We start from the raw sequence: 23,853 nt of genomic DNA, 5'->3' as shown, positions 1-23,853 counted from the left end.
CGCCCGAACGAGTTCGGGCGGGGCATCCGTGCGTTGCGGATCGACCGGATCAGGCGTCGATGTCGGCGCCCTCGGCGGGAGCCTCGGCGTGCTCGCCGGTGGCCTCGCGGGCCTCGGTGTCGGCCGGGTCGGCGACCACCGGGGCGAGCGAGAGCTTGCCGCGGTCGTCGATCTTCGTGATCTCGACGAGGATCTTCTGGCCGACGCCCAGCACGTCCTCGACGTTCTCGACGCGCTTGCCGCCGGCGAGCTTGCGCACCTCGCTGATGTGCAGCAGGCCGTCCTTGCCGGGCAGCAGCGAGACGAACGCGCCGAACGTCGCGATCTTCACGACCGTGCCGAGGAACTGCTCGCCGACCTCGGGGTTGGTCGGGTTGGCGATCGCGTTCACGCGGGCGCGGGCGGCCTCGGCCGAGGGGCCGTCGGTCGCGCCGATGTAGACGGTGCCGTCCTCCTCGATGGAGATCTCGGCGCCGGTCTCGTCCTGGATCGAGTTGATCGTCTTGCCCTTCGGGCCGATCAGCTCGCCGATCTTGTCGACCGGGATCTGGACGCTGATCACGCGCGGCGCGGTCGGGGCCATCTCGTCGGGGCCGTCGATCGCGGCGTTCAGCACCTGGAGGATCGTGGTGCGCGCGTCCTTCGCCTGCGTCAGCGCGCCGGCGAGCACCGAGGCGGGGATGCCGTCGAGCTTCGTGTCGAGCTGGATCGCGGTGACGAACTCGCTGGTTCCGGCGACCTTGAAGTCCATGTCGCCGAGCGCGTCCTCCGCGCCCAGGATGTCGGTGAGCGCCGCGTAGCGGGTCTCGCCGTCGACCGTGTCGGAGATGAGGCCCATCGCGATGCCCGCGACCGGCGCCTTCAGCGGCACGCCGGCGTTCAGCAGCGACAGCGTGGACGCGCAGACCGAACCCATCGACGTCGAGCCGTTCGAGCCGAGCGCCTCGGACACCTGGCGGATCGCGTACGGGAACTCGTCGCGGCTCGGCAGCACCGGCACGAGCGCGCGCTCGGCGAGCGCGCCGTGGCCGATCTCGCGGCGCTTGGGCGAACCCACACGACCCGTCTCACCCGTCGAGTACGGCGGGAAGTTGTAGTTGTGCATGTAGCGCTTCTTGGTGACCGGGCTCAGCGAGTCGATCTGCTGCTCGAGCTTCAGCATGTTGAGCGTCGTGACACCGAGGATCTGCGTCTCGCCGCGCTGGAAGATGGCCGAGCCGTGCACGCGGGGCACGACCTGGACCTCGGCGTCGAGCGGACGGATGTCGGCCAGGCCGCGGCCGTCGATGCGCACGCCCTCGCTCAGCACGCGCGAGCGCACCACGAGCTTGGTGACCGACTTGTAGGCGGCCGACACCTCGCCGATGGCCGACTCGGGCAGCTCGCCCGCCTCGACCTTCTGGGCGATGGCCTCCTTGACGCGCGCCTTCAGCGCGTCGTCGGCGTCCTGCCGCTCGACCTTGCCGGCGATCTGGTAGATGCCCTTCAGCTCCTCGGTGGCGAGCTCGGCGACGGCGTCGTACGTCGACGGCTGGTACGGCGGGAACGTCGGGTACTCGGCGGTCGGCTTGGCCGCGGTGGCCGCGACCTGCTGCTGCGCCTCGACGAGCTGCTTGATGAAGGGCTTGGATGCCTCGATGCCCTGCGCGATGACCTCTTCGTTCGGCTTGACCGCGCCGGCCTGGATCAGGTTCCAGGCGTTGTCGGTGGCCTCGGCCTCGATCATCATGATCGCGACGTCCTGCGAGCCGTCGGCCTCGGTGACCACGCGGCCGGCGACGACCATGCTGAACACGGCCTCCTCGAGCTGCGAGTGCTTCGGGAACGCGACCCACTGGCCGCCGCCGTGCTCGGTCGGGATCAGCGCGACGCGCACACCGGCGACGGGGCCCGAGAAGGGCAGGCCCGACAGCTGCGTCGAGAGCGACGCGGCGTTGATGGCGAGCACGTCGTAGAGCTCGTCGGGCTCGATCGCGAGCACGGTGACGACGACCTGCACCTCGTTGCGCAGGCCCTCGACGAACGAGGGACGCAGCGGGCGGTCGATGAGGCGGCAGGTGAGGATCGCCTCGGTCGAGGGGCGGCCCTCGCGACGGAAGAACGAACCGGGGATGCGGCCCGCGGCGTACATGCGCTCTTCGACGTCGATGGTCAGGGGGAAGAAGTCGAACTGCTCCTTCGGCTGCTTCGAGACGCTCGTCGCGCTCAGCAGCATGGTCTCCTCGTCGATGTACGCGACGGCGGAACCCTGCGCCTGCTGGGCGAGCCGACCGGTCTCGAATCGGATGGTGCGGGTGCCGAACCGACCATTGTCGATGACGGTTTCGGCGAACGTGATCTCAGGACCTTCCAAGAGGTCTCTCTCCTTTGTTTAACGTCGCGCCCGAGCGGGTACGACTCCTACAGAGGAGCAGGGGAAACAGGCAGGATGAGCGGGACAGGATGCCTCGCTCGTGCTGGCCACCAGTAGAAGTCCACCATTCGCGGCCGCGTTCGTGGGTGCGATTGGTGATCCACCACAGGGGACCAGCTTCCTGCCGGCCTGCTCCGTGCGACGCCCGGAGAACCCGGACGCCACGTCGATCCTAGCAGCCGGGCCCGGAAACGCACCGGTCGCGGTGCCGTCAACCCCGTTGCGGCGGCCGATCGGCCGCCGCATCATGGCGGTGAAACCGACGATTCGAGGAGTCGAGGAGGTGCGGCATGTCCGTCGCACGAGTCACCACGATCACCGCCCGCTCGGCGGAGAGCTTCGAGGGAGCGATCCGCGAGGGCATCGAACGCGCGAGCGAGACGCTGCGCAACGTGAGCGGCGCCTGGGTCAAGGACCAGACGGTCGAGATCCGGGACGGCGTCATCCGGGCCTGGCAGGTCACGCTCGAGGTCACCTTCGTGCTCGAGTAGGCGCGGTCGTCGCACACGGCGGGCGAGGCATCCGGTCGGATGTCTCGCCCGCCGTGTGCGCGAACATGCAGGTGAATCGGAATACGCATGGCACCGCTTCGATCTGGGCCTTGCATGCACCCCGAACAGGTCACTAAGTTAACGGCAGATCACATACGCAGGATGGACTGCGCATGGACAGCCGGGAACGATGGCGCTGCCGCTGCGAGTTCGTCCGCCCTCGAGAAGCAGGTGTGCACGTGGCTGAGATGAACCGACGAACCGTCCTGACCCTGGGGGCCGCGCTCGGCCTCGGCGGAGTCCTCGCACCCGGCGGAGCGGCCTGGTCGTGGTCGCCCGCCCGATCCGTCGTGGGCGGCGGCTCCGGCGTCGACCCCCAGTGGGTCTGGGACGACGACATCGACCGCATCATGGCGTCGGTGATCGACAACGGCCAGGTGCCGGCCGTGAACTCCGCGATCGGCTCCTGGGTGAACAACTGGCAGCCGGTGCCGCAGGGGCTGCCGCCCGAGCTCGACGCGTTCCTGCAGGAGTCGACGAAGATGCCGGCGTGGGCGGACATGTCGAAGCTCCGCCGGGCCGCCGACTTCAACCGCCGCAAGGACACCTACCTCTTCCTCATCTACGGCCTCGGCGGCGGCATCATGTCGACCGTCATCCCCCGCGAGGCGAAGTCGGTGTACTGGTCGAAGGGCGGCGCCGACATGCAGGACCGAGCGGCGAAGACGTTCTCCTTCGGCTACGACCTGAGCGACATCAACGCGTTCGAGCAGACGGGCGAGTTCCGGGTGACGGCGAACAAGACCCGCATGGTGCACGCCGCGGTGCGGCACCTGCTGCCGCAGTCGCCGCACTGGAAGGCGGTCGCCGACGAGACGATCCCCATCAGCAACCAGGACATCCTGGTCACCTTCCACTCCACCGGCACCTTCGCGCACCGCAAGCTCAAGGAGTGGAAGGTGCCCATGTCCGCCGCCGACGAGGACGCGTTCCTGCACTCGTGGCAGGTGGCGCTGCACTTCCTCGGCGTGCGCGACGAGTACATCCCCGCGACCTGGGACGCCGCGCACGCGCAGGCAGCCGAGATCCTCACCCCGAAGCTCGCGTGGACCGAGGAGGGCCAGGCCCTCGCCGAGGTGCTGCTCGGCCTCACCGCGCAGGTCGACCTCGGGGTCACCCGGGGATTCCTGAACGAGTTCGTGCGGTACCAGCTCGGCGACGAGGTGGGCGACTGGCTGGGGCTGAAGCGCGACTACGCGTCGAAGGCGGTGATCACGGCGGGATGGCCGACGTACATCAAGTTCCGGGAGGGGCTCATCCCGTTCGCGCCGCTGACCTTCTACATGTTCGACCAGTTCGTGCGGGCGCTCGCGATGGCGTTCCTGAACCAGGGCAGCTCGGGCACGACGACGCCGATCACGATCCCCGACATCAACCGCCCGGGCACCTGAGGCGAGCGGGGTTCACTCCCCCGCGAGCCCGCCGATCAGGTGCCCCATCGGCCGGTCGAGGGCGAACGGGTCCGTGACGAGGTCGCTGCGGTCGGTGCGCTCGACGAGGTCGGCGAACTCCTTCGCGCCGCGGAAGATGCGCTCGGGCAGCGACCGCACCCCGTCGCCGCCGTCGCCCCAGTCGCTGGTCGCGGCGAAGACGCCGGTGGTCACCGGGACGGCGTGCAGGTACGTGAACAGGGGCCGGATCGCGTAGTCGATCGCGAGCGAGTGCCGCGGCGTGCCGCCGGTCGCGCCGATCAGCACGGGCAGGTCGGTGAGGGCCTGCGGGTCGATCACGTCGATGAACGACTTGAACAGCCCGGCATAGCTGGTCGTGAAGATCGGCGTCACGGCGATCAGCCCGTCGGCCTTCGCGACCGCGTCGAGGGCGGCCTCGAGCTTGGGCGGCGCGAAGCCGAGCAGCAGGTGGTTCGCGATGTCGTGCGCGAGGTCGCGCAGCTCGAACACCTGCACGTCGACGTCGTGCCCGCGCTCGCGGAGCTGGGCGACGGCGTCGCCGGCCAGGCGGTCGGCCAGCTGTCGGGTGGAGCTGGGCGTCGACAGCCCCGACGAGACGACGACGATGCGCTTGGCGGCGGATGTCTCGGTGGTCATGTCGGTGCTCACTTCCGGGTGGCGGCGGGGCCGAAGGCCGAGCCGGTGCTGGTCGCGGCGGTCTCGCGGCGCGTGGCGCCCGGGTCCTGGTACGGCGAACCGATGGTCAGGTTGTCGCCGCGGTTCGCGTTCGGGGTCGCCTGGCGCGGCTCGCCGTCGCCGTAGGCCGCCCGCACGAGCGAGGCGTGCGTCGGGGCATCCGGAACCTGCTCGGGCCGGTTCTTCGCGAACTCGCGCCGCAGCACCGGGACGACCTCCTCGCCGAGCAGGTCGAGCTGCTCGAGCACCGTCTTCAACGGCAGCCCGGCGTGGTCGACGAGGAACAGCTGCCGCTGGTAGTCGCCGACGTAGTCGCGGAACCCGAGCGTGCGGTCGATGACCTCCTGCGGACTGCCGACGGTGAGCGGCGTCTGCTGCGTGAACTCCTCGAGGCTCGGGCCGTGGCCGTACACCGGCGCGTTGTCGAAGTACGGGCGGAAGTCGCGCACCGCGTCCTGCGAGTTCTTGCGCATGAAGACCTGGCCGCCGAGGCCGACGATCGCCTGGTCCGCGGTGCCGTGGCCGTGGTGCTCGTAGCGCTGGCGGTAGAGGGCGATCATGCGCTGGGTGTGCGAGGCGGGCCAGAAGATGTGGTTCGCGAAGAAGCCGTCGCCGTAGTAGGCGGCCTGCTCGGCGATCTCGGGCGTGCGGATCGAGCCGTGCCAGACGAACGGCGGCACCCCGTCGAGCGGGCGCGGCGTCGCGGTGAAGCCCTGGAGCGGCGTGCGGAACCGGCCCTCCCAGTCGACGACGTCCTCGCGCCAGAGCCGGTGCAGCAGTTCGTAGCTCTCCACGGCGATCGGCAGCCCCTGGCGGATGTCCTTGCCGAACCAGGGGTAGACCGGCCCGGTGTTGCCGCGGCCGATCATGAGGTCGACGCGCCCGCCCGACACGTGCTGGAGCATCGCGTAGTCCTCGGCGATCTTCACCGGGTCGTTCGTGGTGATGAGCGTGGTGGCGGTCGACAGCTGGAGTCGCTCGGTCTGCCCGGCGATGTACGCGAGGGTCGTGGTCGGCGACGACGACCAGAAGGGCGGGTTGTGGTGCTCGCCGAGCGCGAAGACGTCGAGGCCGACCGCTTCGGCGTGCTTGGCGATGGTCACGGTCGCCTGGATGCGCTCGGCCTCGCTCGGAGTGCGGCCGGTCGTCGGATCCTGGGTGATGTCGCTGACGGTGAAGATCCCGAATTGCATCATGACGTCCTCCTGAGCTGTCCTGCGTGGTCGGTTCCTATTCGATGCATTTGCATAGAACGCAGGAACGTCACGTTTATTCCGCGATCCCGGATGCTTCGTCCGGCGACGGCCCGCATCGCTCTAGACTCCCAGATGATGGCGAAGATCTCGGTGGTGATCCCGTGTCTGGACGACGCGGCGTTCCTCGCCGCGTGCCTCGACGCGCTCGCCGCGCAGACCCGCCCCGCCGACGAGGTCATCGTCGTCGACAACGGCTCGACCGACGACTCGGCCGCGATCGCGCTCGCCGCCGGGGCGACGCTCGTGCGCGAGCCGCTGCGCGGCATCTGGCCGGCGACCGCCGCCGGATTCGACGCGGCATCCGGCGACCTGATCGCCCGACTCGACGCCGACTCGGTGCCGCCGCCCGACTGGGTCGAACGCGTCGAGCGCCGCATGGCCGCCGCCGACCGCCCCACCGTGCTCACCGGGCCCGGCGAGTTCTACGGCGGCGGGCGATTCACCCGGTGGGCCGGGCGGCACGTCTACATCGCCGGCTACTTCTGGTTCATCGGGCTGCTGCTCGGGCATCCGCCGATCTTCGGCTCCAACTACGCGCTGCGCGCCGACGCCTGGACACGGCTGCGCACCATCGTGCACCGCGACCGGCCCGACCTGCACGACGACTTCGACCTCGCCTGGTGGATGCAGCCCGGCATGACGGTCGTGTACGACAAGACGCTGCTCGTCGGCGTGTCGGCCCGGCCGTTCGACCACTGGCCCGGGTTCAGCCGTCGCATCCGGATGGCCTTCCACACCCTCGCCGTGGAGGTGCGCGCGTGGCCGCCGCTCGAGCGGCTCGACGACCGCCGCTCGGGTCAGCCCGCCCGACCGCCCGTCGCCGACGACGAAGCGGCGACCGCGGCCGATCCCGAGGCCGAGGGGCACCGCTTCGCCTGAGCGGCCGCAGCGTCAGGCGCGCGCGTACAGCGCGAGCAGATCGCGGACGAGCTGGTGCGGGGCGGTCTCGCAGGGCGAATGCCCGGTGGCGTAGACGGCGACGTCGGCGCCGATCTCGCGTGCGAAGGCCTCGTGGCGTTCGAGCGGCCAGAGGTCGTGCTCGCCGACCGCGACCAGCTTGGGCACCCCGGCCGCGGCGACGTCGGCGCGCACGTCGGGGGTGGCCATCATGAGCCCGATGATGTCGTCGACGCTCTCGCGCCGCGTGAGCGCGAACCGCTCCCGCACGAAGGCGATGCGGCCGGGCGGCACCCGGTTCAGGTTGTTGCGGATGCCCCAGCGCATGAGCGCCGAACCCTGGCGCGCATTCGTCAGCGTCGAGAGCGGGCCGATGCGCTTCACGGTGCGGAACGCCTGACCGACCTCGGGCGGGCAGCTCAGCAGCGCGAGACTGGCGAACCGGTCGGGTCGGGCCACCAGCGCGAGCTGCGCGATCGTTCCGGCGAAGCTGTAGCCGAGCACGTGGGCGCCGCCGGACCCTGCGTCGAGCACGGCGAGCACGTCGTCGAGGAACAGCCGCTCGTCGTAGCGCTCGCGGGGCGGGTCGAGCCGCCAGGGGCCGGCCTCGCTCGATTCGTACTGCCCTGCGAGGTCGAACGACTCGACCCGGTAGCCCGCGTCCGCGAGCAGCGGCAGCATGAGCACGAAGTCCTCTTTGGAGCCCGTGGCGCCCGGGATGAGCACGACCCGCTGCCCGTCGGCCGGACCCATCGCGATGTGCGCGAGCGGACCGCTCGGGGCGGCGAACACGCGCCGCTCCGCGCCGTCGGGCAACCGCCGCCAGTCGAGGTCGGGGATCGCGGCGTCGAGCGTTTCGGCGTCGGCCTGCCACCCGGCCGGCGGCGGACCGACGACGCCCGCGGGCGTGGCGCGGAAGGTCCCGTCGCCCGCCCGCCGTCGGAACGCACCGCGTCGATCGTCCACTCCCGTCACGGCTCTCACGATAGCCCGCCCGCCGGGTCGCCCACAGCGAACACGAGGCGTGCTCACGGGAACCCGCCGTAGGCTGTGCGGATGGCCACCGTTCCCCTGACCCTGGACACCTTCGAGCAGACGATCCTCGAGGGCGGCACCGTGTTCGTCGACTTCTGGGCCGCCTGGTGCGGGCCCTGCCGACAGTTCGCGCCCCACTTCGAGGCGGCGAGCGAGGCGAACCCCGACCTCGTGTTCGCGAAGGTCGACACCGACGCCGAGCAGCAGCTCGCGGCGGCCATGAACATCACCTCGATCCCGACGATCATGGCCTTCAAGGGCGGCATCGGCGTGTTCGCACAGGCGGGCGCCCTGCCGCGCGCGATGCTCGACGATCTCATCGCCCAGGTGCGCGCGCTCGACATGGACGAGGTCCGGGCGCAGCTGGCGGCCGAGGAGGCCGCCGAATCGGCGCAGACCGCGTGATCTGAGCGCCGGCCGGGCGGGGGCCGGCACGCCGGCACCGGGCCTGCGGGCCGCGTGGCGGCCGGGTCAGTCCTGGCCGCGCTCCAGCGCTTCGAGGCCGCTCACGTCGAGCTCGACGCCGAACCGGCCGTCGGTGCCGGTGATGAACGCCGGGACGCGCACGTACGCGCCGCGCGTGCGCAGGCCGTCGAGCAGCGTTCCCCAGCGCTCCTGCGCGTCGGCGCGGAGGAAGCCGGCGTGCCGCGGCTGCCCGCCCCCGGTGAGCTGCACGCCGACCCGGTACCGCATGGACAGCCACCGGCTGGCGCGCGGCACGAGCACGGCCTGCTGCTCGGGGCCGCCGTTCAGGCGCGCGAGGTCGATCGCTCGTCGGTGACGCTCGGTGTCGGCGACGGGCGCGACCGCGCGCACCGACCGCTCGGCCGGCTGCGCGTCGATGAGCTCGACTCCGTCGAGCGAGTTGAAGTCGCCCCACTGGTCGGGGTTGCGACGGCGACGCTCGAGCGCGACCGCCACGACGATCCAGGCGAGGGATGCCGCGATGAGCGCCATGAGCGGCCACAGCAGCCACGGCGGCGAGCTCGGGCGGACGAAGCCGGTCGCGATGAGCAGCACGATGAGCACGAGGTACGGAAACGGCTCCCAGAGGAGCAGCGGCTTGGAGCGCGGCAGGGTCACCCCTCAACGCTACGCGGTGCGGATGCGGGTGCGGCTGCGGATGCGGCTGCGGCTGCGGTCGGCACCAGGTCGACGTCGAGCGCGAGTGCGGCCGGGTCGGGGGCGCGCCGTTCGAGCCGCACGCACACGATGCCCGCGAGGATGAACGCCCCGCCGACCAGCTGCAGCGGGCCGAGCGCCTCGCCGAGCAGGATCCACCCGACGACGCCCGCGAAGATCACCTCGCTCAGCCCCAGGAAGGCGGCCAGCCGGGCGCCGAGCATGCCGATGGCGGCGATGCCGGCCACGTAGGCGAACGCCGTCGAGACGGCGCCGACGACGAGCAGGGGCACGAACCAGGGGGCCGTGCCGCCGAGGAAGTCGACCTCGCCGAAGGTCGCGCGCATCGGCAGCAGACCGGTCGCCCCGGCGATGCCGAGGGCGATGCCGCCGATCACGAACCCGGCCGCCGCGAGCGCGATCGGCGGCAGCCGGTCGCCGGCGCGCTCGCCGATCGCGTAGTAGACGCAGACGCCGATCATCGCGATGAACGCGAACGTGACGCCGAGCGGGTCCATCGGCCCGCCGCCGGGGCCGATCACGAGCACCAGTCCGACGATCGACAGCAGCGACCCGGCGAGCACGATGCGCTGCGGCACGCGGCGGGTGCGCAGCCAGGCGAACAGCACGAGCGCGACGGGCGCGAGGTATTCGATGAGCAGCGCCATCGATACCGGGATGCGTTCGAGCGACGCGTAGAACGCGAGCTGCACGCCGGCGACGGCGACGAGGGCGTAGAGCAGCACGGTCCATTTCGCCTGCCAGAGCGGGCGCAGGTCGAAGCGCAGGGCGATCAGGCCGGGCACGACGAGCAGGGCGGCGCCGACGACGATGCGGGCGAACACCGCGGCGCCGGGACTCCAGCCCGCTTCGAACAGCGGTTTCACGATCGCACCGCCGGCGCCGAAGGCGAGTCCGGCACCGAGCCCGAGCAGGATGCCGAGCACTCCGCGCGATGCGCGCATCCGGTCTTCCACAGCTTCGTCGCTTCCCGCCCGCCGTCATGGGCGAACTTGGTTATGCTCGTGACAGTTCGATCTGATCGCGACGATACTGGACGAGGATGTCAGGAGTCAAATGATTTTCACCCATGACACGGTCGCGGCGCTGGGATTCATGGCCGCACTCGCCGACACCGTGCCCGAGGCATCCGCGTCGGGCGAGGACGAACTCGAGACGCAAGCGCAACTGGCGGCCCTGCTCGACCAGTGGATCTACACGGGTCGACGCGACGGCGACGCCCGCGAACTCGACGAGGTGCGCGCCGCGCGCGATCGTCTGCGGCACCTGTGGCTGCTGCCGCGCGATGAGGCCGTCGACGAGGTGAACGCCATCCTCGCCGAGGCGAACGCGCTGCCGCGCCTGGTGAACCACGACGACCTCGGCTGGCATATCCACGCGGTCTCGTTCGACTCGCCCCTGGCCCAGCGCATCCTCGTCGAGGCCGCCATGTCGTTCGTCGACGTGATCCGCGCCGACGGGCTCGACCGGCTGCGCGAGTGCGACGCCGACGACTGCACCGGCCTGTTCGTCGACGTGTCCAAGAACGGCTCGCGGCGGTTCTGCTCGACCCGGTGCGGCAACCGCATGGCGGTGCGCGCGTATCGGGCGCGCGCCAACGAGGAGGGCGCTCAGCCCGGGCAGCCCGCCTCGACGCGCTCGATCACGCGCGCGTCCGCGGCATCGACGGTGAGGCGGTAGCCGATCACCACCCGGGTGAACCGGTCGACGTAGTCGCACGCCGCCGCCTCGTTCGGCGGCATCCATTCGCCGGGCCCCTGATCGCGCTTGGACTGATTGGCGCGCCCGTCGACCGCGAGCAGGTTCGCCGGGTCGTTGGCGAACGCGCGCCGCTCATCGTCGGTCCACTCGGATGCCCCGTGCCGCCACGCGTACGCGAGCGGCACGATGTGGTCGATCTGCACCCGATCGCTGCGCTGCCCGCGTTCGAAACGGATCTCGGTACCCGTGTACGGGTCGGCGAGCACGCCCCGGCTCACCACGCAGGAGCTGCCGCGCCGATGCACCGCGTCGGCGAGGTCGCGCTCGAGGATGTCATTGCGGGTGTCGCACCCGTTGCGGTCGACATCGGCCCACGCGTCGCCGAACCGTTCGCGCTCATAGGTCGCCGCCGCAGCCGGGTCGGCTTCGGCGACGAGCAGATCGGATGCTCCGCCCTCGGCCGCGCGGGAACCGCCGCCGAACACGCCCTCGAGACCCGCCTGCACGAGCAGATCGTCGATCGCGCTGGTCGCGTCGGCCGAGGTGATCGGCGCACCGAGCAGCAGCCAGGCGCAGAGGACGAGGCCGGCGGGGAGGGCGGTGGAGGCGGCGAGACGGCGCGCTGAACGTCGGCGTGTTCGGGTCACCGGGTCAGCGTACGGGGCGCCCCGCCTCCGCGGGCAGCACCGCGCGGCACGTCACCACGACCAGTGCGACGAGCAACGCCAGCAGCGTGACATCCGCCGCGATGTAGAAGTAGTGCAGCGTGGACCCGCCCGCCTCTTCGCCGGCGATGACCGCGTCGGTGCGCACGCTGAGCGCCGGGCGGATGGCGAACGTCTCGACGAGGTAGACCGCCCAGATCGCCGCGAGCAGCACCGCCGACGACCGCGCCGAGCGCGGCCGCAGGTGCACCAGGGTGATCGCGACCAGCACCGCCCCGCCGAGGATGGCGAGCGCGGTGAACATGATGCGCCCGATGCCGAGCCCCAGCGGAATCGTGATGCCCGGCGCCTGGAACTTCAACGGCGTCTCCAGGAACGACAGCGCGATGAGCGCGCCGATCCAGAACACGGGCAGGACGATGCGGAGGGCGGCGATCCAGCGGGGCATGGCTCCCAGCGTAGGCGGATGCCGAGACGCGACGCCGGCGGATGACTCGACGTCGAGAGATCCGATGCGAGACATCGGCTCGCGAGGCATCCCGGCCGCGAGGCATCCCGGCTGCGAGGCATCCCGGCTGCGAGGCGTCCGGCCGATCGCATGACGAAGGCCCCCGCCTCAGGAGGCGAGGGCCTTCGCAAGAAGTTCGCGGTGTCTTCGAGAGCCGCGCAGACGGTCGCGCTTAGCGGCGCAGCCCGAGACGCTCGATGAGCGCACGGTAGCGGTTGATGTCGACGTCGGCGAGGTAGCCGAGCAGACGACGACGCTGACCGACGAGGAGCAGCAGGCCACGACGCGAGTGGTGGTCGTGCTTGTGCTCCTTCAGGTGCTCGGTGAGGTCCTTGATGCGCTTGGTGAGGATCGCGATCTGGACCTCGGGGGATCCAGTGTCACCGGGGTGCGTCGCGTACTCTTCGATGATCGCCTTCTTGGTCTCTGCATCCAGTGCCATAGAGGGATCCCCTTTCTTCTCGTTGCGCGCTGCCCGTGGGCGGTATGCCCGGGCTCTCTTGATGCGCGGCCGATTCACGGCAACCTGTTGAGTCTACCAGAGCGGGCGGGGGCGGTTCGCGGCACACTGGAGCCATGGCGTTCACCCTGAAGCGCGTGTACGAGCCCGCCGAACCGTCCGACGGGTTCCGCGTCCTCGTCGATCGCCTGTGGCCGCGAGGCATCTCGAAGGAGCACGCCGAACTCGACCTCTGGGACAAGGACCTCGCCCCCTCCCCCGGGCTGCGCGCCGAGTGGCATCACGCCGCCGATCGCGAGGGCACGTTCGACGCGTTCGCCGACCGCTACCGCGCCGAGCTCGACGACAACCCGGCGACGGCGGGGCTGCTCGCACTCGGCCGTGAACACGATCGGGTGACCCTGTTGTACGGCCTGCGCGACGAGCGTCGCAACCATGTCGTGGTGCTGCTCGAGTGGCTGCGGGCGCACGGGGCGGAGGTCGAGTCCGTCGGGTGAGGCCGGCTCGACGCTCGCGGCGCGACGGCCGCGTGGATAGCGGGAATCGGACATCGATGTCGGTGGGTGCTGGTTGCATGGCCGTATGGCAGGCACGATCACGATCTCGGCGGAGGCGGCGCTCGAAGACGAGCTGTACCTCGTACGCGAACTCGACGGCGTGCTGCGTCGGGTGCAGGCCGAGCTCTACCGGCGTGTCGAGCGGGCGCGCGAGCTGGCCGCCTCCGTCGAGGGCGTGCACGAGGGCAGCACCGCGGTCGAACGCGAGCTCGCGGCGCGGTCGTTCCGCGCCGAGATCGCGACGATGCTCGTGGTGCACGAGTCCACCGCGGCTCGGCTCATCGACGAGGCGTCCCGGCTCACCGGCCCGCGCTCGGCGACGCTCGACGCGCTCGACCGATGCGAACTGAACCTGGCGCAGGTGCGATCGGTGCTCGAGCTCTCCGCCGGCCTCGACCCCGACGCCGCCGCCGCGCTCGAGGCGGTGGCGATCTCGCACGCGCCGGGCCGCACCAACGGGCAGTTGCGGCGCAAGCTGCACCGCGAACGCGAGCGGCTCGTGGCCGAACCCCTCGGTACCCGCCGTGCTCGAGCGGCAGCGGCGCGCCGCGTCTGCGTCGAACCCGCGCCCGACGGCATGGCCTGGCTGTCGATCCTGCTCGAGGCCGAGAAGGCGATGGCCGTCGCGGCGCGGCTGGGCGGTATCGCCGCTTCGCCCGATGCGGCCGACCCGCGCACCCGAGCGCAGCGCGAGGCGGATGTCGCCGCAGATCTGCTGCTCGTGGGCGTGCTCGACGGCGACGACCGCACCAGGTGGGCGGCCGCGGCGACGGGCGCTGTCGCACCGCGGATCAGCGTGACGGTGCCGGCGATGACGCTGCTCGGTCTCGGCGACGAGCCTGCGGACCTCGCCGGGTACGGTCCGATCGATGCCGACACCGCCCGCCGGCTCGCCGGGCACGCACCGTCCGTGCGCCGCATCCTGGTGCACCCCGAGACGGGCGCCGTACTCAGCTACGGCCGCGACACGTACCGGGCGCCGGCCGATCTCGCGGGCTACGTGAAGTACCGCGACGGGCGGTGTCGGTTCCCGGGCTGCGACCGCCGGGCCGATCACACCGACCTCGACCACACCGTCGCATGGCAGCACGGCGGCCGCACCGACGCCGGCAACCTCGCGGTCCTCTGCCGCCGACACCACCGCCTCAAGCACGAGAGCCGATGGCGGGTCGAGCACGAACCGGGCGGCGTCATGAAGTGGACCTCGCCCGCCGGCCACGAGTTGCGTACGTTCCCCGAGCGGCCCTTCATCGCAGTCGGCCGGGAGACGGCGATGCGCGTCGGGCCGCGGGCGCCAGCGGCGCCTGAGCCGCCGCCGAGGTCAGCCGATCAGACGACGGATGCACCGCCGTTCTGACCAGTCGTTCGGCGACCGGGGTGCCGCATCGCGCCGCTACGACTGCTGCGCTTCCGCGAGCGTCAACCCCGGCTGCGGCTGCTTGCGCAGCTGCCCGGTCGCGACGATCAGCACGATCGCCACGAGGAGCAGGATCCACCCGGGCCAGCCGAGCACGCTGCCCCACAGCCCGGCCGGGTCGGCGAGCGAGTCGGCGTCGGCCAGCAGCAGGAACTGCGCGGTCGCCGTGTTGATCGCCGCGTGCGCGACCACGGCGGGCCACACCGACGCCGTCCGAAGCCGCAGCCAGCCGATCACGAAGCCGGTGAGCACGCAGAACGCGACCATGCTGGCAAGGCCCAGCACGTCGGTGCGCTGGTAGTTGTAGCCGAGCAGGATGAGCGGCGCGTGCCAAAGCCCCCAGACGACGCCCGTCACGATGAGCGCCCACACCGTGCCGAGGGGGCGCAGCGACGGCAGCAGCCAGCCGCGCCATCCGATCTCCTCGCCGAAGGTGGCCACGCAGTTCAGCGCGGTCACGAACGGCAGCAGGGCCAGATTGAGGGCGACCACGGCCGAAGCGTCGAGACCGGCCGAACCGCCCGCGTCGATGGCGGCCTGCACGCCGCTGAGCCCGGACAGGTCGAGGCGCAGCAGCCCCATCGCGTCGCCGAGCAGCATCGCGAGGAACGGCAGGGCCGCGAAGAACACGAAACCGAACGCGATGAACAGCCAGGTGCGCCCGGCGGGCCGCATCGGCGAGAGACCGAGATACCGCGGGATGCTCGCGGGCCGCTTCACCCACAGCACGACGACGAGGGTCGCGAGCGCGGGCGTGAACATCATCGCGCCCGCGATGAGGCCGAAGAGCGGATGCCCGAGGCCCTCGCCCGAGGTCCACAGCGGCAGCGTGACGAGCCAGGCGCCGACGAACGCGATCACGACGTACACCGCGACGGCGGCCCACGGCACGGCCGTCGGGAAGATCGGTCCGCGTGCGGCGTTCTTCGCACGCTGCCGGTCGGCGGGGCCGAGCGCCGGTGCGGCGTTCGCAGGTGCGGCGTTCACATGGGCGGCGGCAGGCACGGCTGCGGGCATGTCGGGTTGCGTCGTCATGTCACCATGACAGCGCATCGGATGCCTCCGCGGCCTCCGCCGCACGGCGGAATCCCGGGCGGAACCCACGCGCAGGACTCCCCCACGAGGGCGAGCCGATGCCGGCAGGGATCAGGCGCCGACCCCTAGTACACCTCGAGCCCCCGCGCGCGGAACTGCCCGCGCACGCGCTCGACGAGTTCGGCGTCGGGCGAGCGGGTGTCGGCGAGCCGGTACGGTTCGCCGAGCTCGTCCCACTTCGAGCGGCCGAGCTGGTGGAACGGCAGCACCTCGACGCGCTCGACGTTCGTCCAGGGCGCGACGAGGTCGGCGACGGCCTCGACGTTCTCCCACGAGTCGGTGAGGCCCGGCACCAGCACGAACCGCACCCACACCGGCGTGCCGCGGGCGTGCAGCCGCTCGCCGAACGCGATGGTCGGCTCGAGCTCGCTGCCGGTGGTCGCCGAGTAGACGTCGGGAAGCCCCGATTTCACGTCGAGCAGCACCAGGTCGGTGCGATCGAGCAGCGCGTCGCTCGCGTTCGCCCCGAGGAATCCCGAGGTGTCGAGCGCGGTCCGGATGCCGCGCTTCCGGCACTCGTCGAACAGCCGTTCCACGAACGCGGCCTGCTGGAGCGGTTCGCCGCCCGAGACGGTCAGCCCCCCGCCGGTCGCGCGGAACACCGCGGCGTACCGCTCGACGCGGGCCAGCACGTCGTCCAGCAGCACCGGGGTGCCGTTGCGCTCGAGCCACGTGTCGGGGTTCTGGCAGTAGAGGCAGCGCAGCGGGCAGCCCGAGAGGAACAGGGTCATGCGGGTGCCCGGCCCGTCGGCGCTCGTGGACAGATCCCACGAGTGCACCATCGCGAGCTCGCCGGCCCGCCGGGCGTGCAACCGCGTCGCGCGGTCGAACGCCTCGGCGGTCGGCATGCCCAGCGCCGCGCGCGTCGTGCGCGGCCGGGTCGCGGTGATGGTCATGGCTCAGGACTCGTGGAACGTGCGGCTGAGCACGTCCAGCTGCTGCTCGCGCGTCAGCCGCACGAAGTTGACCGCGTACCCCGACACCCGGATGGTGAGCTGCGGGTACTGCTCGGGGTGCTCCATGGCGTCGATCAGGGTCTCGCGCTGGAGCACGTTGACGTTCATGTGGTAGCCGCGCTGACCGAAGAACGCGTCGAGGATCCCGGCCATGTTGCGCACCTGCTCGTCGCGGGTGCGGCCGAGGCCGCTCGGCACGATGGTACTGGTGAGCGAGATGCCGTCCTGCGCCTCGCGGTACGGCAGCTTCGCGACCGACAGCGCCGACGCGAGCATGCCGTGGTTGTCGCGGCCGTTCATGGGGTTGGCACCCGGCGAGAACGGCTCACCGGCCCGCCGCCCGTCGGGCGTGTTGCCCGTCGCCTTGCCGTACACGACGTTCGACGTGATGGTCAGCACCGACTGCGTCGGCACCGCATCCCGGTACATCGGGTGCGTGCGGATCTTCGCCATGAACGCCTCGACCAGCTCGATCGCCAGTTCGTCGGCGCGGTCGTCGTCGTTGCCGTAGGTCGGGAACTCGCCCTCGACCGCGTAGTCGACCACGATGCCGCGCTCGTCGAACACCGGGGTGACGCTCGCGTACCGGATGGCCGACAGCGAGTCGACCGCGACGGCCAGGCCCGCGATGCCGCACGCCATGGTGCGCAGCACCTCGCGGTCGTGCAGCGCCATCTCGAGCCGCTCGTACGCGTACTTGTCGTGCATGTAGTGGATGACGTTGAGCGCCTCGACGTAGGTCGCGGCCAGCCAGTCCATGGTGCGGTCGAACCGCGCGCGCACGTCGTCGTAGTCGAGGGGGCGACCCGCCTCGACCGGCGGGAACGCCGGCGAGACCTGCTTGCCCGACACCTCGTCGCGACCGCCGTTGATGCCGTAGAGCAGCGCCTTGGCGAGGTTCACCCGGGCTCCGAAGAACTGCATCTGCTTGCCGACCGCCATCGGCGACACGCAGCACGCGATCGCCGCATCGTCGCCCCAGGCGTCGCGGATGTGGTCGTCGGACTCGTACTGCACCGCCGACGTGTCGATCGACACGCGCACGCAGAAGTCCTTGAACCCCTGCGGGAGGCGGTCGCTCCAGAGGACCGTCATGTTGGGCTCGGGCGCCGGCCCGAGGTTGTACAGGGTCTGGAGCATCCGGAACGAGGTCTTGGTGACCAGCGGCCGCCCGTCCTCGCCGACGCCCGCGATCGTCTCGGTGACCCAGGTGGGGTCGCCCGAGAACAGCGCGTCGTACTCGGGGGTGCGCAGGAATCGCACGATCCGCAGCTTGATCACGAAGTCGTCGATGAGCTCCTGCGCCTCGGTCTCGGTGAGCACGCCCTCGGCGAGGTCGCGCGCGAAGTAGACGTCGAGGAACGTCGAGGTGCGCCCGAGCGACATCGCCGCGCCGTTCTGCTCCTTCACGGCGCCGAGGTAGGCGAAGTACAGCCACTGCACGGCCTCGTGCGCCGTCTCGGCGGGCCGGCCGATGTCGAACCCGTACGAGGCCGCCATCTGCTTCAGCTCGGCGAGCGCACGGAGCTGCTCGGCGTGCTCCTCGCGCTCGCGCACGATCGACTCGGTGAACGGGGTGCTGTCGAGCTGGAGCTTGTCGAGCTTCTTCTGCTCGATGAGCGCGTCGACGCCGTAGAGCGCGACGCGGCGGTAGTCGCCGATGATGCGGCCGCGGCCGTAGGCGTCGGGCAGCCCGGTGATGATGTGCGAGCTGCGCGCCGCGCGCACGGCGGGCGAGTACCCGTCGAAGACGCCCTGGTTGTGCGTCTTGCGGTACTTGGTGAACACGTCGCGAAGGCGCTCGTCGACGGGGTATCCGTAGGTGTCGAGCGCGCCTTCGACCATGCGCCATCCGCCGAAGGGCATAATCGCGCGCTTCAGCGGGGCATCCGTCTGGAGTCCGACGATGAGCTCATGTTCGCGGTCGATGTAGCCGGGCGCGAACGCGGTGATGCCGGCCGGCGTGTGCGGGTCGACGTCGTAGACGCCCCGCTCGCGCTCGGCGGGGAACATCTCCGACAGCCGCTGCCAGATGCCGGTGGTGCGTTCGGTGGCGCCCGCGAGGAATGCGGCGTCGCCCTCGTAGGGCGTGTAGTTGCGCTGGATGAAGTCCCGCACATTGATGCGGTCCTGCCACGGCCCGCTCGTGAATCCGTGCCATGCCGTCGTGGTCGCGTCGTCGGCGCGGAGAACAGGGTCGGTGACGGTCATACGTGCTCCTCCTCGTGTTCGCGGAGGATTCGGAACCCTGTGGATTCCTCGCTTCCCCCACGAAAAACGGTACGCGGAGTCGGGCGAGGGCGCAGATTCTCTGTGGTCAGACCACATAGGGGCGGATGTCACGGAGCCGCCGTTTGCAGGATTCCTACACCTGCGGGGCGAACGGGAAGATCGCGGGCCATCCGTTGTGCGCGTACACGATCACGCAGAACACCACCGCGTCGAACAGCAGGTGCACGACGAGCACGTACGTGAGCGACTTGGTGAGCTTGAAGGTGTAACCCTGGATCAGCGCGAACGGGACGGTGAGCAGCGGCCCCCACGACTGGTAGCCGAGCTCCCACAGGAACGACACGAACACGATCGACTGCAGCAGGTTCGCCTGCCAGGTCGGGAAGTGCCGGCGCAGCAGGGCGAACACCGTGCAGATGAAGAACAGCTCGTCCCACGTGCCGACCGCGTTCACCCCGACGAAGAGCCGGCCGATCTCGCTCGGCTCGGTGACCGTCGGCCAGTTCCGGTACACCCCCGACGAGATGAAGTAGAACGGCAGGATCAGCCAGCCCGCGAGCGTCACGAAGACGAGGTAGAGCCACTGGGTGCGGTTCCACCGGCGGCCGGTGCGCCACGGGAACCGGATGACCCGGTCGCGGTACACGAACCGCGAGACGAGATACGGCACGGCCACCGCCGACCCGAGCACGACCGTGAAGCGCACCATCGCGGGCCACGAGATATCGGCCGCGAGCGGCATCGTCGAGATGATCACCTGACCGATCGCGATGAGCAGCAGATCGGGGGCGAGCCGTTCGGTGCGGCCCGAGCGGTCGCAGGCCCACGCCGCGACCAGGCCCGCCGCGAGCATCGCGTAGCCCGCCCACGGCACCATGAACCCGAACAGCGCCACCGCGGCCCCGCAGACCAGCAGCGCCGGCACCAGGGCGATCGGATGGGTGCGCACGCGTCCAGCCTGCCATGCGCATGTCGTCGGGACGCATGTCGCCCGGTCATGCCAGCATCGAAGGATGACCCGGAACGCGATCGTCCCGCCGTATCTGCTCGCCCGTATCGCCGCGGCCGGCGCCGACCGGTACCCGGTCGCCGCCGACGCGGCCCGCCGGTCGCTGCTGCGCGACACCCCGGTGCGCGAGCAACGGCTGCTCGGCGATCGCCCGCCGGCCGTGCTGCCCGACGCAGCCTCCTCGCCCGACCGGCGCATCTCCGACGCCGGCGGGCGCTCGACCCTGCCCGGGCGGCTGGTGCGCCGCGAGGGGCAGGCCGCGACCGGCGACGAGGCCGTCGACGAAGCGTACGACGGGCTCGGCGACACCCACCGCCTCTTCGACCGGGTGTTCGGCCGCGACTCGATCGACGGGCGCGGCATGGCACTCGAAGCCACCGTGCACTACGGCGACCGCTACGACAACGCCTTCTGGGACGGCGAGCGCATGGTGTTCGGCGACGGCGACGGCGAGGTGTTCACCGGCTTCACCAACTCGCTCAGCGTGATCGGGCACGAGCTCGCCCACGGCGTCACCGAGCGCACGGCGGCGCTGCGCTACGAGGGGCAGTCGGGCGCGCTGAACGAGCACGTCTCCGACGTGTTCGGAGCGCTCGTGGAACAGTACGCCCTCGGTCAGGACGCCGAGGCGGCGACCTGGCTCATCGGCGAGGGCATCTTCACCGACGACGTCGAGGGGCGGGCGCTGCGCGACATGCTGCACCCCGGCACCGCGTACGACGACGACGTGCTCGGGCAGGATCCGCAGCCCGACCACTTCCGCGACTTCATCGAGACGACCGACGACAACGGCGGCGTGCACCTGAACTCGGGCATCCCGAACCGCGCGTTCGCGCTCGCGGCGACCGAGCTCGGCGGGTTCGCCTGGGAGCACGTCGGGCGCATCTGGTACGACACCCTCACCTCGGGTGAGCTCACGACGGATGCCACGTTCGCTCAGTTCGCCGCAGCGACCCTGCGTGCCGCCGAGCGACGCTTCGGCGCCGGCTCGGCCGAGCAGGAGGCCGTGCGGCACGGCTGGGAGCTCGTCGGCGTGGCGGCGGCCGAGTAGTCCGCCGTGAACGACTTCCCCGTGCATCCGTTCCCCGCCGACCCGACCCGCGCCGAGTACGCCGCCCACCGCCGGGCCGCGCGTGCCGACGGCTCGGCCCCGCGGCTCGAGGACGTCTTCGACGAGGTCGTCGACGCCGTCACGCCGTACGGGACGGCCGCCGCGAGCGCCGGATCCCTCGTCGGCATCGCGCTGGCGCTGATCGGACTCGATCCCCTCGCATCGCTCGGTCTCGGCCTGGCCACCGCGATCGCCGTCATCGCCGGCGGGGGCTTCTCGGTGTTCCGATCGGTGATCGACCGCTCGCTCGACGACCGTCTCCGCCTCGGGCGGGTCGCCGCCGCGCACGGCTTCGCGTATGCGCCCGACGGCAGCCCGGGGTGGCTGCCGGGCGTCCTGCACGAGGGCTACGACGCCGGGCGCATCATCCATCGGGTCCGCTCGATGGCCGGGCGGCAGATCGACGCCGGCGTCGTCCGGCACGCGAGCGGCGTCGGCAAGGAGCGCACCACGACCATGTGGACCTACCTCGCGTTCGAACTCGACGCGCCCCTGCCGCACATCGTGCTCGACGGCGCGAAGAACGGCGGGTTCCTCGCGAGCCTGCCGACGGCGCTCGCCGGCAACCGACGGCTCTCGCTCGAGGGCGACTTCGACCGGTCCTTCCGGCTCTGGCTGCCCGAAGGCTACGAACGCGACGCCCTCTACATCTTCACGCCCGATCTCATGGCGCTCCTGGTCGACGATGCGTCGGCGTACGACATCGAGATCATCGACGACTGGATGATCCTCTTCCGATGGGGCGGTGCCGATCCCGGCCTTCCAGCGTTCTGGAAGAAGCTCGGTCGCGTCGGCCGGGTCGCCGAACGCCTCGCACTGCGCAGCGGGCGCTACCGCGACGAGCGGGTGCAGGGCAACCTCCGGGCCTCCCAGGTGCAGCTCGCGGCGGCATCGGCGGCGGAACCAGCGGCATCGGCGGCATCCGCCCCGGCCGCCGCGGCATCCGTCCCGGCCGCGGCGGCATCCGTCCCGGCCGCCGCCGAGCCGCCCGGCACGCGCGCCGCCGCGCACCCGCCGGTCGCCGCGGCACCGCGTCCACGTGCGCGTCCGCGCATCGCGGAAGCCGGCCGACGGCTCCGCCGGCTGCCCCGGGTGCACCCGATCTCGCTCGTCTTCGTCGGCGGCGTGGTCTGCGCCTACCTGTACCTCACCGTGCAGGACCTGCTCGGCGGGTGACCGCGACGCGGACGCGGTAGCCTTGCCCGCATGGACGTGATCGTCTCCCGGTCGGGAGGCCTCGCCGGACTGCGCCTCGTCTGGGAGGTCGCGGTCGACGACCGCCCCGACCGCGACGACTGGGTACTGCTCATCCGCCGCCTGCCCTGGCAGGAGGTGCCGCCCGCACCGCCCGAGCCCGATCGGTTCGTCTACCGCATCGAGTGCGCGCCGCACACGGCGACGCTCGCCGAGCGCCAGCTCACCGGGCCGTGGCGGGAACTCGTCGACCGGGTGCAGGACGCGACCGAACCCGAGCGCCGAGGACCCGCACGGCCCCGAACGCGATGAGCGCCTGCGCCGCGAGATACGTGGTCATCACGATCAGGTCGTGCGCCGCGCCCGGCACGATCGCGTCATAGCCCGGCAGGAACCGGCCGAGCGCCAGCACCGAATCGGACACCACGAACAACGCGCCGCCGATCGCGACCACACCGCCCTGCGCCGCCGCGAGCGCGGCCATCGTGCCGAGCACGAGCCCGTAGACCGCGACCGGAACGAGCATCCCGCCGAGATCGGGGCCGAGCAGCAGCAGGAACGCCGCATACCAGACCGCGTACACCGCGGCCCAGGGCGTCACCAGCCGACCCTCGCGCGGCAGGCCCACGAACAGCGCGATGTACACCGCATGAGCGGCCAGGAACGAGAGCAGCCCGAGCACGAACCACAGCTCGCCCGGGAAACTCAGCAGCACGTCGCCGGCCCAGGAGCAGCCGATCGCGACCAGGAGCAGCACGAGCGGCGCTCCGCGCGACGGACGCACGAGGACGATCACCGCCGCAGCGAGCGCCGGCATCAGCAGCGCTTTGGTCGTCGTCACCCCGAGGCCCGGGCCGGTCACCAGCAGCACCAGCTGCGCGGCGCTGAGCACGAGGAACGGCAGGAACGGGCGGAGCAGCGATCGGGTCACGTCGGCGTGGCCTTTCGGAGTCGGGTGGCTCGATGCTACTCCGCCCGAAGCGGACTCAGCTCACGCCGAGCAGGTCGATCACGAAGATCAGGGTCCGGCCGCTGAGACGGTGCCCGCCCCCGGCCGGGCCGTACGCCTTGTGCGGCGGCACGGTGAGCTTGCGGCGCCCGCCCACCTTCATGCCGGGAATGCCCTCCTGCCAGCCGGCGATGAGCGCCTGCAGCGGGAAGTTGATGGACTGCCCACGGCTCCACGAGGAGTCGAACTCCTCGCCGCTGTCGTACTCGACGCCGAGGTAGTGCACGTCGACCGTGGAGCCCGGCGTGGCCTCGGGGCCGTCGCCGACGACGAGGTCTTCGATCACGAGGTCGGCCGGTGCGGGCCCTTCGGGAGCATCGATCTCGGGCTTGCTGTTCGTATCGGTCATGCGTTCCATCCAAACCGATCACCGAAGCAGAGGCAATCGTGAGGGGATTTCGACAAACGGGGTTGCGCTCGCCGCCGCCCTGTGCGCGGCATCCAGCCCGCGCGGACCACCGCGCGACGCGCTGCCGGATGTCCACAACCCACTTGCGCGCGACGCGGCGGCAGGCGATTCTGGAATCCACGAACTCGCCGCCTCACCTCGGCTGTCG

At 71.2% G+C, this 23,853-nt stretch carries 25 protein-coding genes; 10 read left to right on the top strand and 15 right to left on the bottom strand.

Annotation, left to right across the window (positions count from 1 at the left end; genetic code table 11):
- Positions 1–49: 49 nt before the first annotated feature.
- A complete protein-coding gene (locus MTO99_RS02680; protein ID WP_243556737.1) occupies positions 50–2,353 on the bottom strand; it encodes a polyribonucleotide nucleotidyltransferase in 2,304 nt (767 codons plus the stop codon).
- A 350-nt stretch (positions 2,354–2,703) separates the two neighbouring features.
- Here MTO99_RS02680 and MTO99_RS02675 point away from each other — a divergent pair, with 350 nt between their 5' ends.
- Together MTO99_RS02675 and MTO99_RS02670 are read left to right on the top strand one after the other, a co-directional pair.
- Complete coding sequence (locus MTO99_RS02675) at positions 2,704–2,904, top strand: dodecin family protein (RefSeq protein WP_243556735.1); 201 nt, start codon at positions 2,704–2,706, stop codon at positions 2,902–2,904.
- Between the two features lie 248 nt (positions 2,905–3,152).
- Positions 3,153–4,355, top strand: coding sequence for an oxygenase MpaB family protein (locus MTO99_RS02670; RefSeq protein WP_243556732.1), 1,203 nt, complete (start codon positions 3,153–3,155; stop codon positions 4,353–4,355).
- Positions 4,356–4,367: 12 nt separating this feature from the next.
- Here MTO99_RS02670 and MTO99_RS02665 read toward each other — a convergent pair whose 3' ends face one another.
- On the bottom strand, positions 4,368–5,012 hold the full coding sequence (locus MTO99_RS02665; protein WP_243558905.1) for an FMN reductase: 645 nt from the start codon (positions 5,010–5,012) through the stop codon (positions 4,368–4,370).
- 8 nt (positions 5,013–5,020) lie between these two features.
- Positions 5,021–6,244: an LLM class flavin-dependent oxidoreductase gene (locus tag MTO99_RS02660; protein WP_243556730.1), complete on the bottom strand. Its 1,224-nt coding sequence runs from the start codon at positions 6,242–6,244 to the stop codon at positions 5,021–5,023.
- Positions 6,245–6,382: 138 nt separating this feature from the next.
- On the opposite strand from MTO99_RS02660, the gene MTO99_RS02655 reads away from it, so the two are divergent.
- A complete protein-coding gene (locus tag MTO99_RS02655) occupies positions 6,383–7,186 on the top strand; it encodes a glycosyltransferase family 2 protein (RefSeq protein ID WP_243556728.1) in 804 nt (267 codons plus the stop codon).
- 12 nt (positions 7,187–7,198) lie between these two features.
- Here the strand turns inward: MTO99_RS02655 and MTO99_RS02650 are convergent, their stop codons facing one another.
- On the bottom strand, positions 7,199–8,044 hold the full coding sequence (locus tag MTO99_RS02650) for an alpha/beta fold hydrolase (protein ID WP_243558903.1): 846 nt from the start codon (positions 8,042–8,044) through the stop codon (positions 7,199–7,201).
- 216 nt (positions 8,045–8,260) lie between these two features.
- On the opposite strand from MTO99_RS02650, the gene trxA reads away from it, so the two are divergent.
- Positions 8,261–8,644: a thioredoxin gene (trxA, locus tag MTO99_RS02645; protein ID WP_243556727.1), complete on the top strand. Its 384-nt coding sequence runs from the start codon at positions 8,261–8,263 to the stop codon at positions 8,642–8,644.
- A 66-nt stretch (positions 8,645–8,710) separates the two neighbouring features.
- Here trxA and MTO99_RS02640 read toward each other — a convergent pair whose 3' ends face one another.
- Together MTO99_RS02640 and MTO99_RS02635 are read right to left on the bottom strand one after the other, a co-directional pair.
- Positions 8,711–9,322 carry a hypothetical protein gene (locus tag MTO99_RS02640; RefSeq protein WP_243556725.1) on the bottom strand — a complete coding sequence of 204 codons (612 nt, stop codon included), beginning with the start codon at positions 9,320–9,322 and terminating at the stop codon, positions 8,711–8,713.
- The gene (locus MTO99_RS02635) at positions 9,319–10,326 is read right to left on the bottom strand and encodes an EamA family transporter (RefSeq protein ID WP_243556723.1); all 1,008 of its coding nucleotides are present in this window, start codon (positions 10,324–10,326) and stop codon (positions 9,319–9,321) included. The genes MTO99_RS02640 and MTO99_RS02635 overlap by 4 nt, the downstream gene beginning before the upstream one ends.
- Positions 10,327–10,438: 112 nt before the next feature.
- Between MTO99_RS02635 and MTO99_RS02630 the strand changes: the two genes are divergently transcribed.
- On the top strand, positions 10,439–11,062 hold the full coding sequence (locus MTO99_RS02630) for a CGNR zinc finger domain-containing protein (protein WP_243556721.1): 624 nt from the start codon (positions 10,439–10,441) through the stop codon (positions 11,060–11,062).
- Here MTO99_RS02630 and MTO99_RS02625 read toward each other — a convergent pair.
- The 3 genes from MTO99_RS02625 to rpsO form a co-directional block, all read right to left on the bottom strand.
- Positions 10,993–11,730, bottom strand: a complete 738-nt coding sequence (locus MTO99_RS02625) for an HNH endonuclease family protein (protein WP_243556719.1) — start codon at positions 11,728–11,730, stop codon at positions 10,993–10,995. The two genes, MTO99_RS02630 and MTO99_RS02625, sit on opposite strands and share 70 nt — an antisense overlap.
- Before the next feature lie 4 nt (positions 11,731–11,734).
- Positions 11,735–12,196 (bottom strand): hypothetical protein, encoded by a 462-nt coding sequence (locus MTO99_RS02620; protein ID WP_243556717.1) that lies wholly within the window; start codon positions 12,194–12,196, stop codon positions 11,735–11,737.
- A gap of 232 nt (positions 12,197–12,428) precedes the next feature.
- On the bottom strand, positions 12,429–12,698 hold the full coding sequence (gene rpsO / locus MTO99_RS02615) for a 30S ribosomal protein S15 (protein ID WP_243556714.1): 270 nt from the start codon (positions 12,696–12,698) through the stop codon (positions 12,429–12,431).
- Positions 12,699–12,832: 134 nt separating this feature from the next.
- Here rpsO and MTO99_RS02610 point away from each other — a divergent pair, with 134 nt between their 5' ends.
- Positions 12,833–13,213 (top strand): DUF488 domain-containing protein, encoded by a 381-nt coding sequence (locus tag MTO99_RS02610; RefSeq protein WP_243556712.1) that lies wholly within the window; start codon positions 12,833–12,835, stop codon positions 13,211–13,213.
- Positions 13,214–13,298: 85 nt separating this feature from the next.
- A complete protein-coding gene (locus MTO99_RS02605) occupies positions 13,299–14,630 on the top strand; it encodes an HNH endonuclease signature motif containing protein (RefSeq protein ID WP_243556710.1) in 1,332 nt (443 codons plus the stop codon).
- 36 nt (positions 14,631–14,666) lie between these two features.
- On the opposite strand, the gene MTO99_RS02600 is transcribed toward MTO99_RS02605, so the two are convergent.
- The 4 genes from MTO99_RS02600 to MTO99_RS02585 form a co-directional block, all read right to left on the bottom strand.
- Positions 14,667–15,725, bottom strand: coding sequence for a CPBP family intramembrane glutamic endopeptidase (locus tag MTO99_RS02600; protein ID WP_243556708.1), 1,059 nt, complete (start codon positions 15,723–15,725; stop codon positions 14,667–14,669).
- A 125-nt stretch (positions 15,726–15,850) separates the two neighbouring features.
- Positions 15,851–16,681 carry a pyruvate formate-lyase-activating protein gene (gene pflA, locus MTO99_RS02595; RefSeq protein WP_243556706.1) on the bottom strand — a complete coding sequence of 277 codons (831 nt, stop codon included), beginning with the start codon at positions 16,679–16,681 and terminating at the stop codon, positions 15,851–15,853.
- Positions 16,682–16,684: 3 nt separating this feature from the next.
- Positions 16,685–18,952 (bottom strand): formate C-acetyltransferase, encoded by a 2,268-nt coding sequence (gene pflB, locus MTO99_RS02590; protein WP_243556704.1) that lies wholly within the window; start codon positions 18,950–18,952, stop codon positions 16,685–16,687.
- A 154-nt stretch (positions 18,953–19,106) separates the two neighbouring features.
- Complete coding sequence (locus MTO99_RS02585; RefSeq protein WP_243556702.1) at positions 19,107–19,922, bottom strand: CPBP family intramembrane glutamic endopeptidase; 816 nt, start codon at positions 19,920–19,922, stop codon at positions 19,107–19,109.
- Positions 19,923–19,986: 64 nt separating this feature from the next.
- On the opposite strand from MTO99_RS02585, the gene MTO99_RS02580 reads away from it, so the two are divergent.
- Genes MTO99_RS02580 through MTO99_RS02570 form a run of 3 tightly spaced genes read left to right on the top strand, consistent with a single transcriptional unit; the run spans position 19,987 to position 22,599 of the window.
- Complete coding sequence (locus tag MTO99_RS02580) at positions 19,987–21,033, top strand: M4 family metallopeptidase (protein ID WP_243556700.1); 1,047 nt, start codon at positions 19,987–19,989, stop codon at positions 21,031–21,033.
- Between the two features lie 6 nt (positions 21,034–21,039).
- On the top strand, positions 21,040–22,269 hold the full coding sequence (locus MTO99_RS02575; protein WP_243556698.1) for a hypothetical protein: 1,230 nt from the start codon (positions 21,040–21,042) through the stop codon (positions 22,267–22,269).
- 30 nt (positions 22,270–22,299) lie between these two features.
- The gene (locus tag MTO99_RS02570; protein ID WP_243556697.1) at positions 22,300–22,599 is read left to right on the top strand and encodes a protealysin inhibitor emfourin; all 300 of its coding nucleotides are present in this window, start codon (positions 22,300–22,302) and stop codon (positions 22,597–22,599) included.
- Here MTO99_RS02570 and MTO99_RS02565 read toward each other — a convergent pair.
- Positions 22,511–23,218 (bottom strand): lysoplasmalogenase, encoded by a 708-nt coding sequence (locus MTO99_RS02565; RefSeq protein WP_243556696.1) that lies wholly within the window; start codon positions 23,216–23,218, stop codon positions 22,511–22,513. The genes MTO99_RS02570 and MTO99_RS02565 overlap by 89 nt on opposite strands.
- Before the next feature lie 55 nt (positions 23,219–23,273).
- Complete coding sequence (locus tag MTO99_RS02560; protein WP_243556695.1) at positions 23,274–23,645, bottom strand: FKBP-type peptidyl-prolyl cis-trans isomerase; 372 nt, start codon at positions 23,643–23,645, stop codon at positions 23,274–23,276.
- Between the last annotated feature and the right edge of the window lie 208 nt (positions 23,646–23,853).

Origin of the sequence: Agromyces larvae (assembly GCF_022811705.1) — a bacterium.
GTDB classification, from domain to species: Bacteria; Actinomycetota; Actinomycetes; order Actinomycetales; family Microbacteriaceae; genus Agromyces; species Agromyces larvae.
The sequence above is the reverse complement of the archived record's forward strand: the minus strand, read 5'-3'. Positions and strand labels throughout refer to the sequence as shown.

Bases quoted from the DNA above. Each gene is read 5' to 3' on its own strand.
- MTO99_RS02675 (WP_243556735.1), top strand. From the start codon at position 2,704: ATGTCCGTCGCACGAGTCACCACGATCACCGCCCGCTCGGCGGAGAGC.
- MTO99_RS02670 (WP_243556732.1), top strand. From the start codon at position 3,153: ATGAACCGACGAACCGTCCTGACCCTGGGGGCCGCGCTCGGCCTCGGC.
- MTO99_RS02665 (WP_243558905.1), bottom strand. From the start codon at position 5,012: ATGACCACCGAGACATCCGCCGCCAAGCGCATCGTCGTCGTCTCGTCG.
- MTO99_RS02660 (WP_243556730.1), bottom strand. From the start codon at position 6,244: ATGCAATTCGGGATCTTCACCGTCAGCGACATCACCCAGGATCCGACG.
- MTO99_RS02655 (WP_243556728.1), top strand. From the start codon at position 6,383: ATGGCGAAGATCTCGGTGGTGATCCCGTGTCTGGACGACGCGGCGTTC.
- trxA (WP_243556727.1), top strand. From the start codon at position 8,261: ATGGCCACCGTTCCCCTGACCCTGGACACCTTCGAGCAGACGATCCTC.
- MTO99_RS02635 (WP_243556723.1), bottom strand. From the start codon at position 10,326: ATGCGCGCATCGCGCGGAGTGCTCGGCATCCTGCTCGGGCTCGGTGCC.
- MTO99_RS02630 (WP_243556721.1), top strand. From the start codon at position 10,439: ATGATTTTCACCCATGACACGGTCGCGGCGCTGGGATTCATGGCCGCA.
- MTO99_RS02620 (WP_243556717.1), bottom strand. From the start codon at position 12,196: ATGCCCCGCTGGATCGCCGCCCTCCGCATCGTCCTGCCCGTGTTCTGG.
- rpsO (WP_243556714.1), bottom strand. From the start codon at position 12,698: ATGGCACTGGATGCAGAGACCAAGAAGGCGATCATCGAAGAGTACGCG.
- MTO99_RS02610 (WP_243556712.1), top strand. From the start codon at position 12,833: ATGGCGTTCACCCTGAAGCGCGTGTACGAGCCCGCCGAACCGTCCGAC.
- MTO99_RS02605 (WP_243556710.1), top strand. From the start codon at position 13,299: ATGGCAGGCACGATCACGATCTCGGCGGAGGCGGCGCTCGAAGACGAG.
- MTO99_RS02600 (WP_243556708.1), bottom strand. From the start codon at position 15,725: ATGACGACGCAACCCGACATGCCCGCAGCCGTGCCTGCCGCCGCCCAT.
- pflA (WP_243556706.1), bottom strand. From the start codon at position 16,681: ATGACCATCACCGCGACCCGGCCGCGCACGACGCGCGCGGCGCTGGGC.
- pflB (WP_243556704.1), bottom strand. From the start codon at position 18,952: ATGACCGTCACCGACCCTGTTCTCCGCGCCGACGACGCGACCACGACG.
- MTO99_RS02580 (WP_243556700.1), top strand. From the start codon at position 19,987: ATGACCCGGAACGCGATCGTCCCGCCGTATCTGCTCGCCCGTATCGCC.
- MTO99_RS02570 (WP_243556697.1), top strand. From the start codon at position 22,300: ATGGACGTGATCGTCTCCCGGTCGGGAGGCCTCGCCGGACTGCGCCTC.
- MTO99_RS02560 (WP_243556695.1), bottom strand. From the start codon at position 23,645: ATGACCGATACGAACAGCAAGCCCGAGATCGATGCTCCCGAAGGGCCC.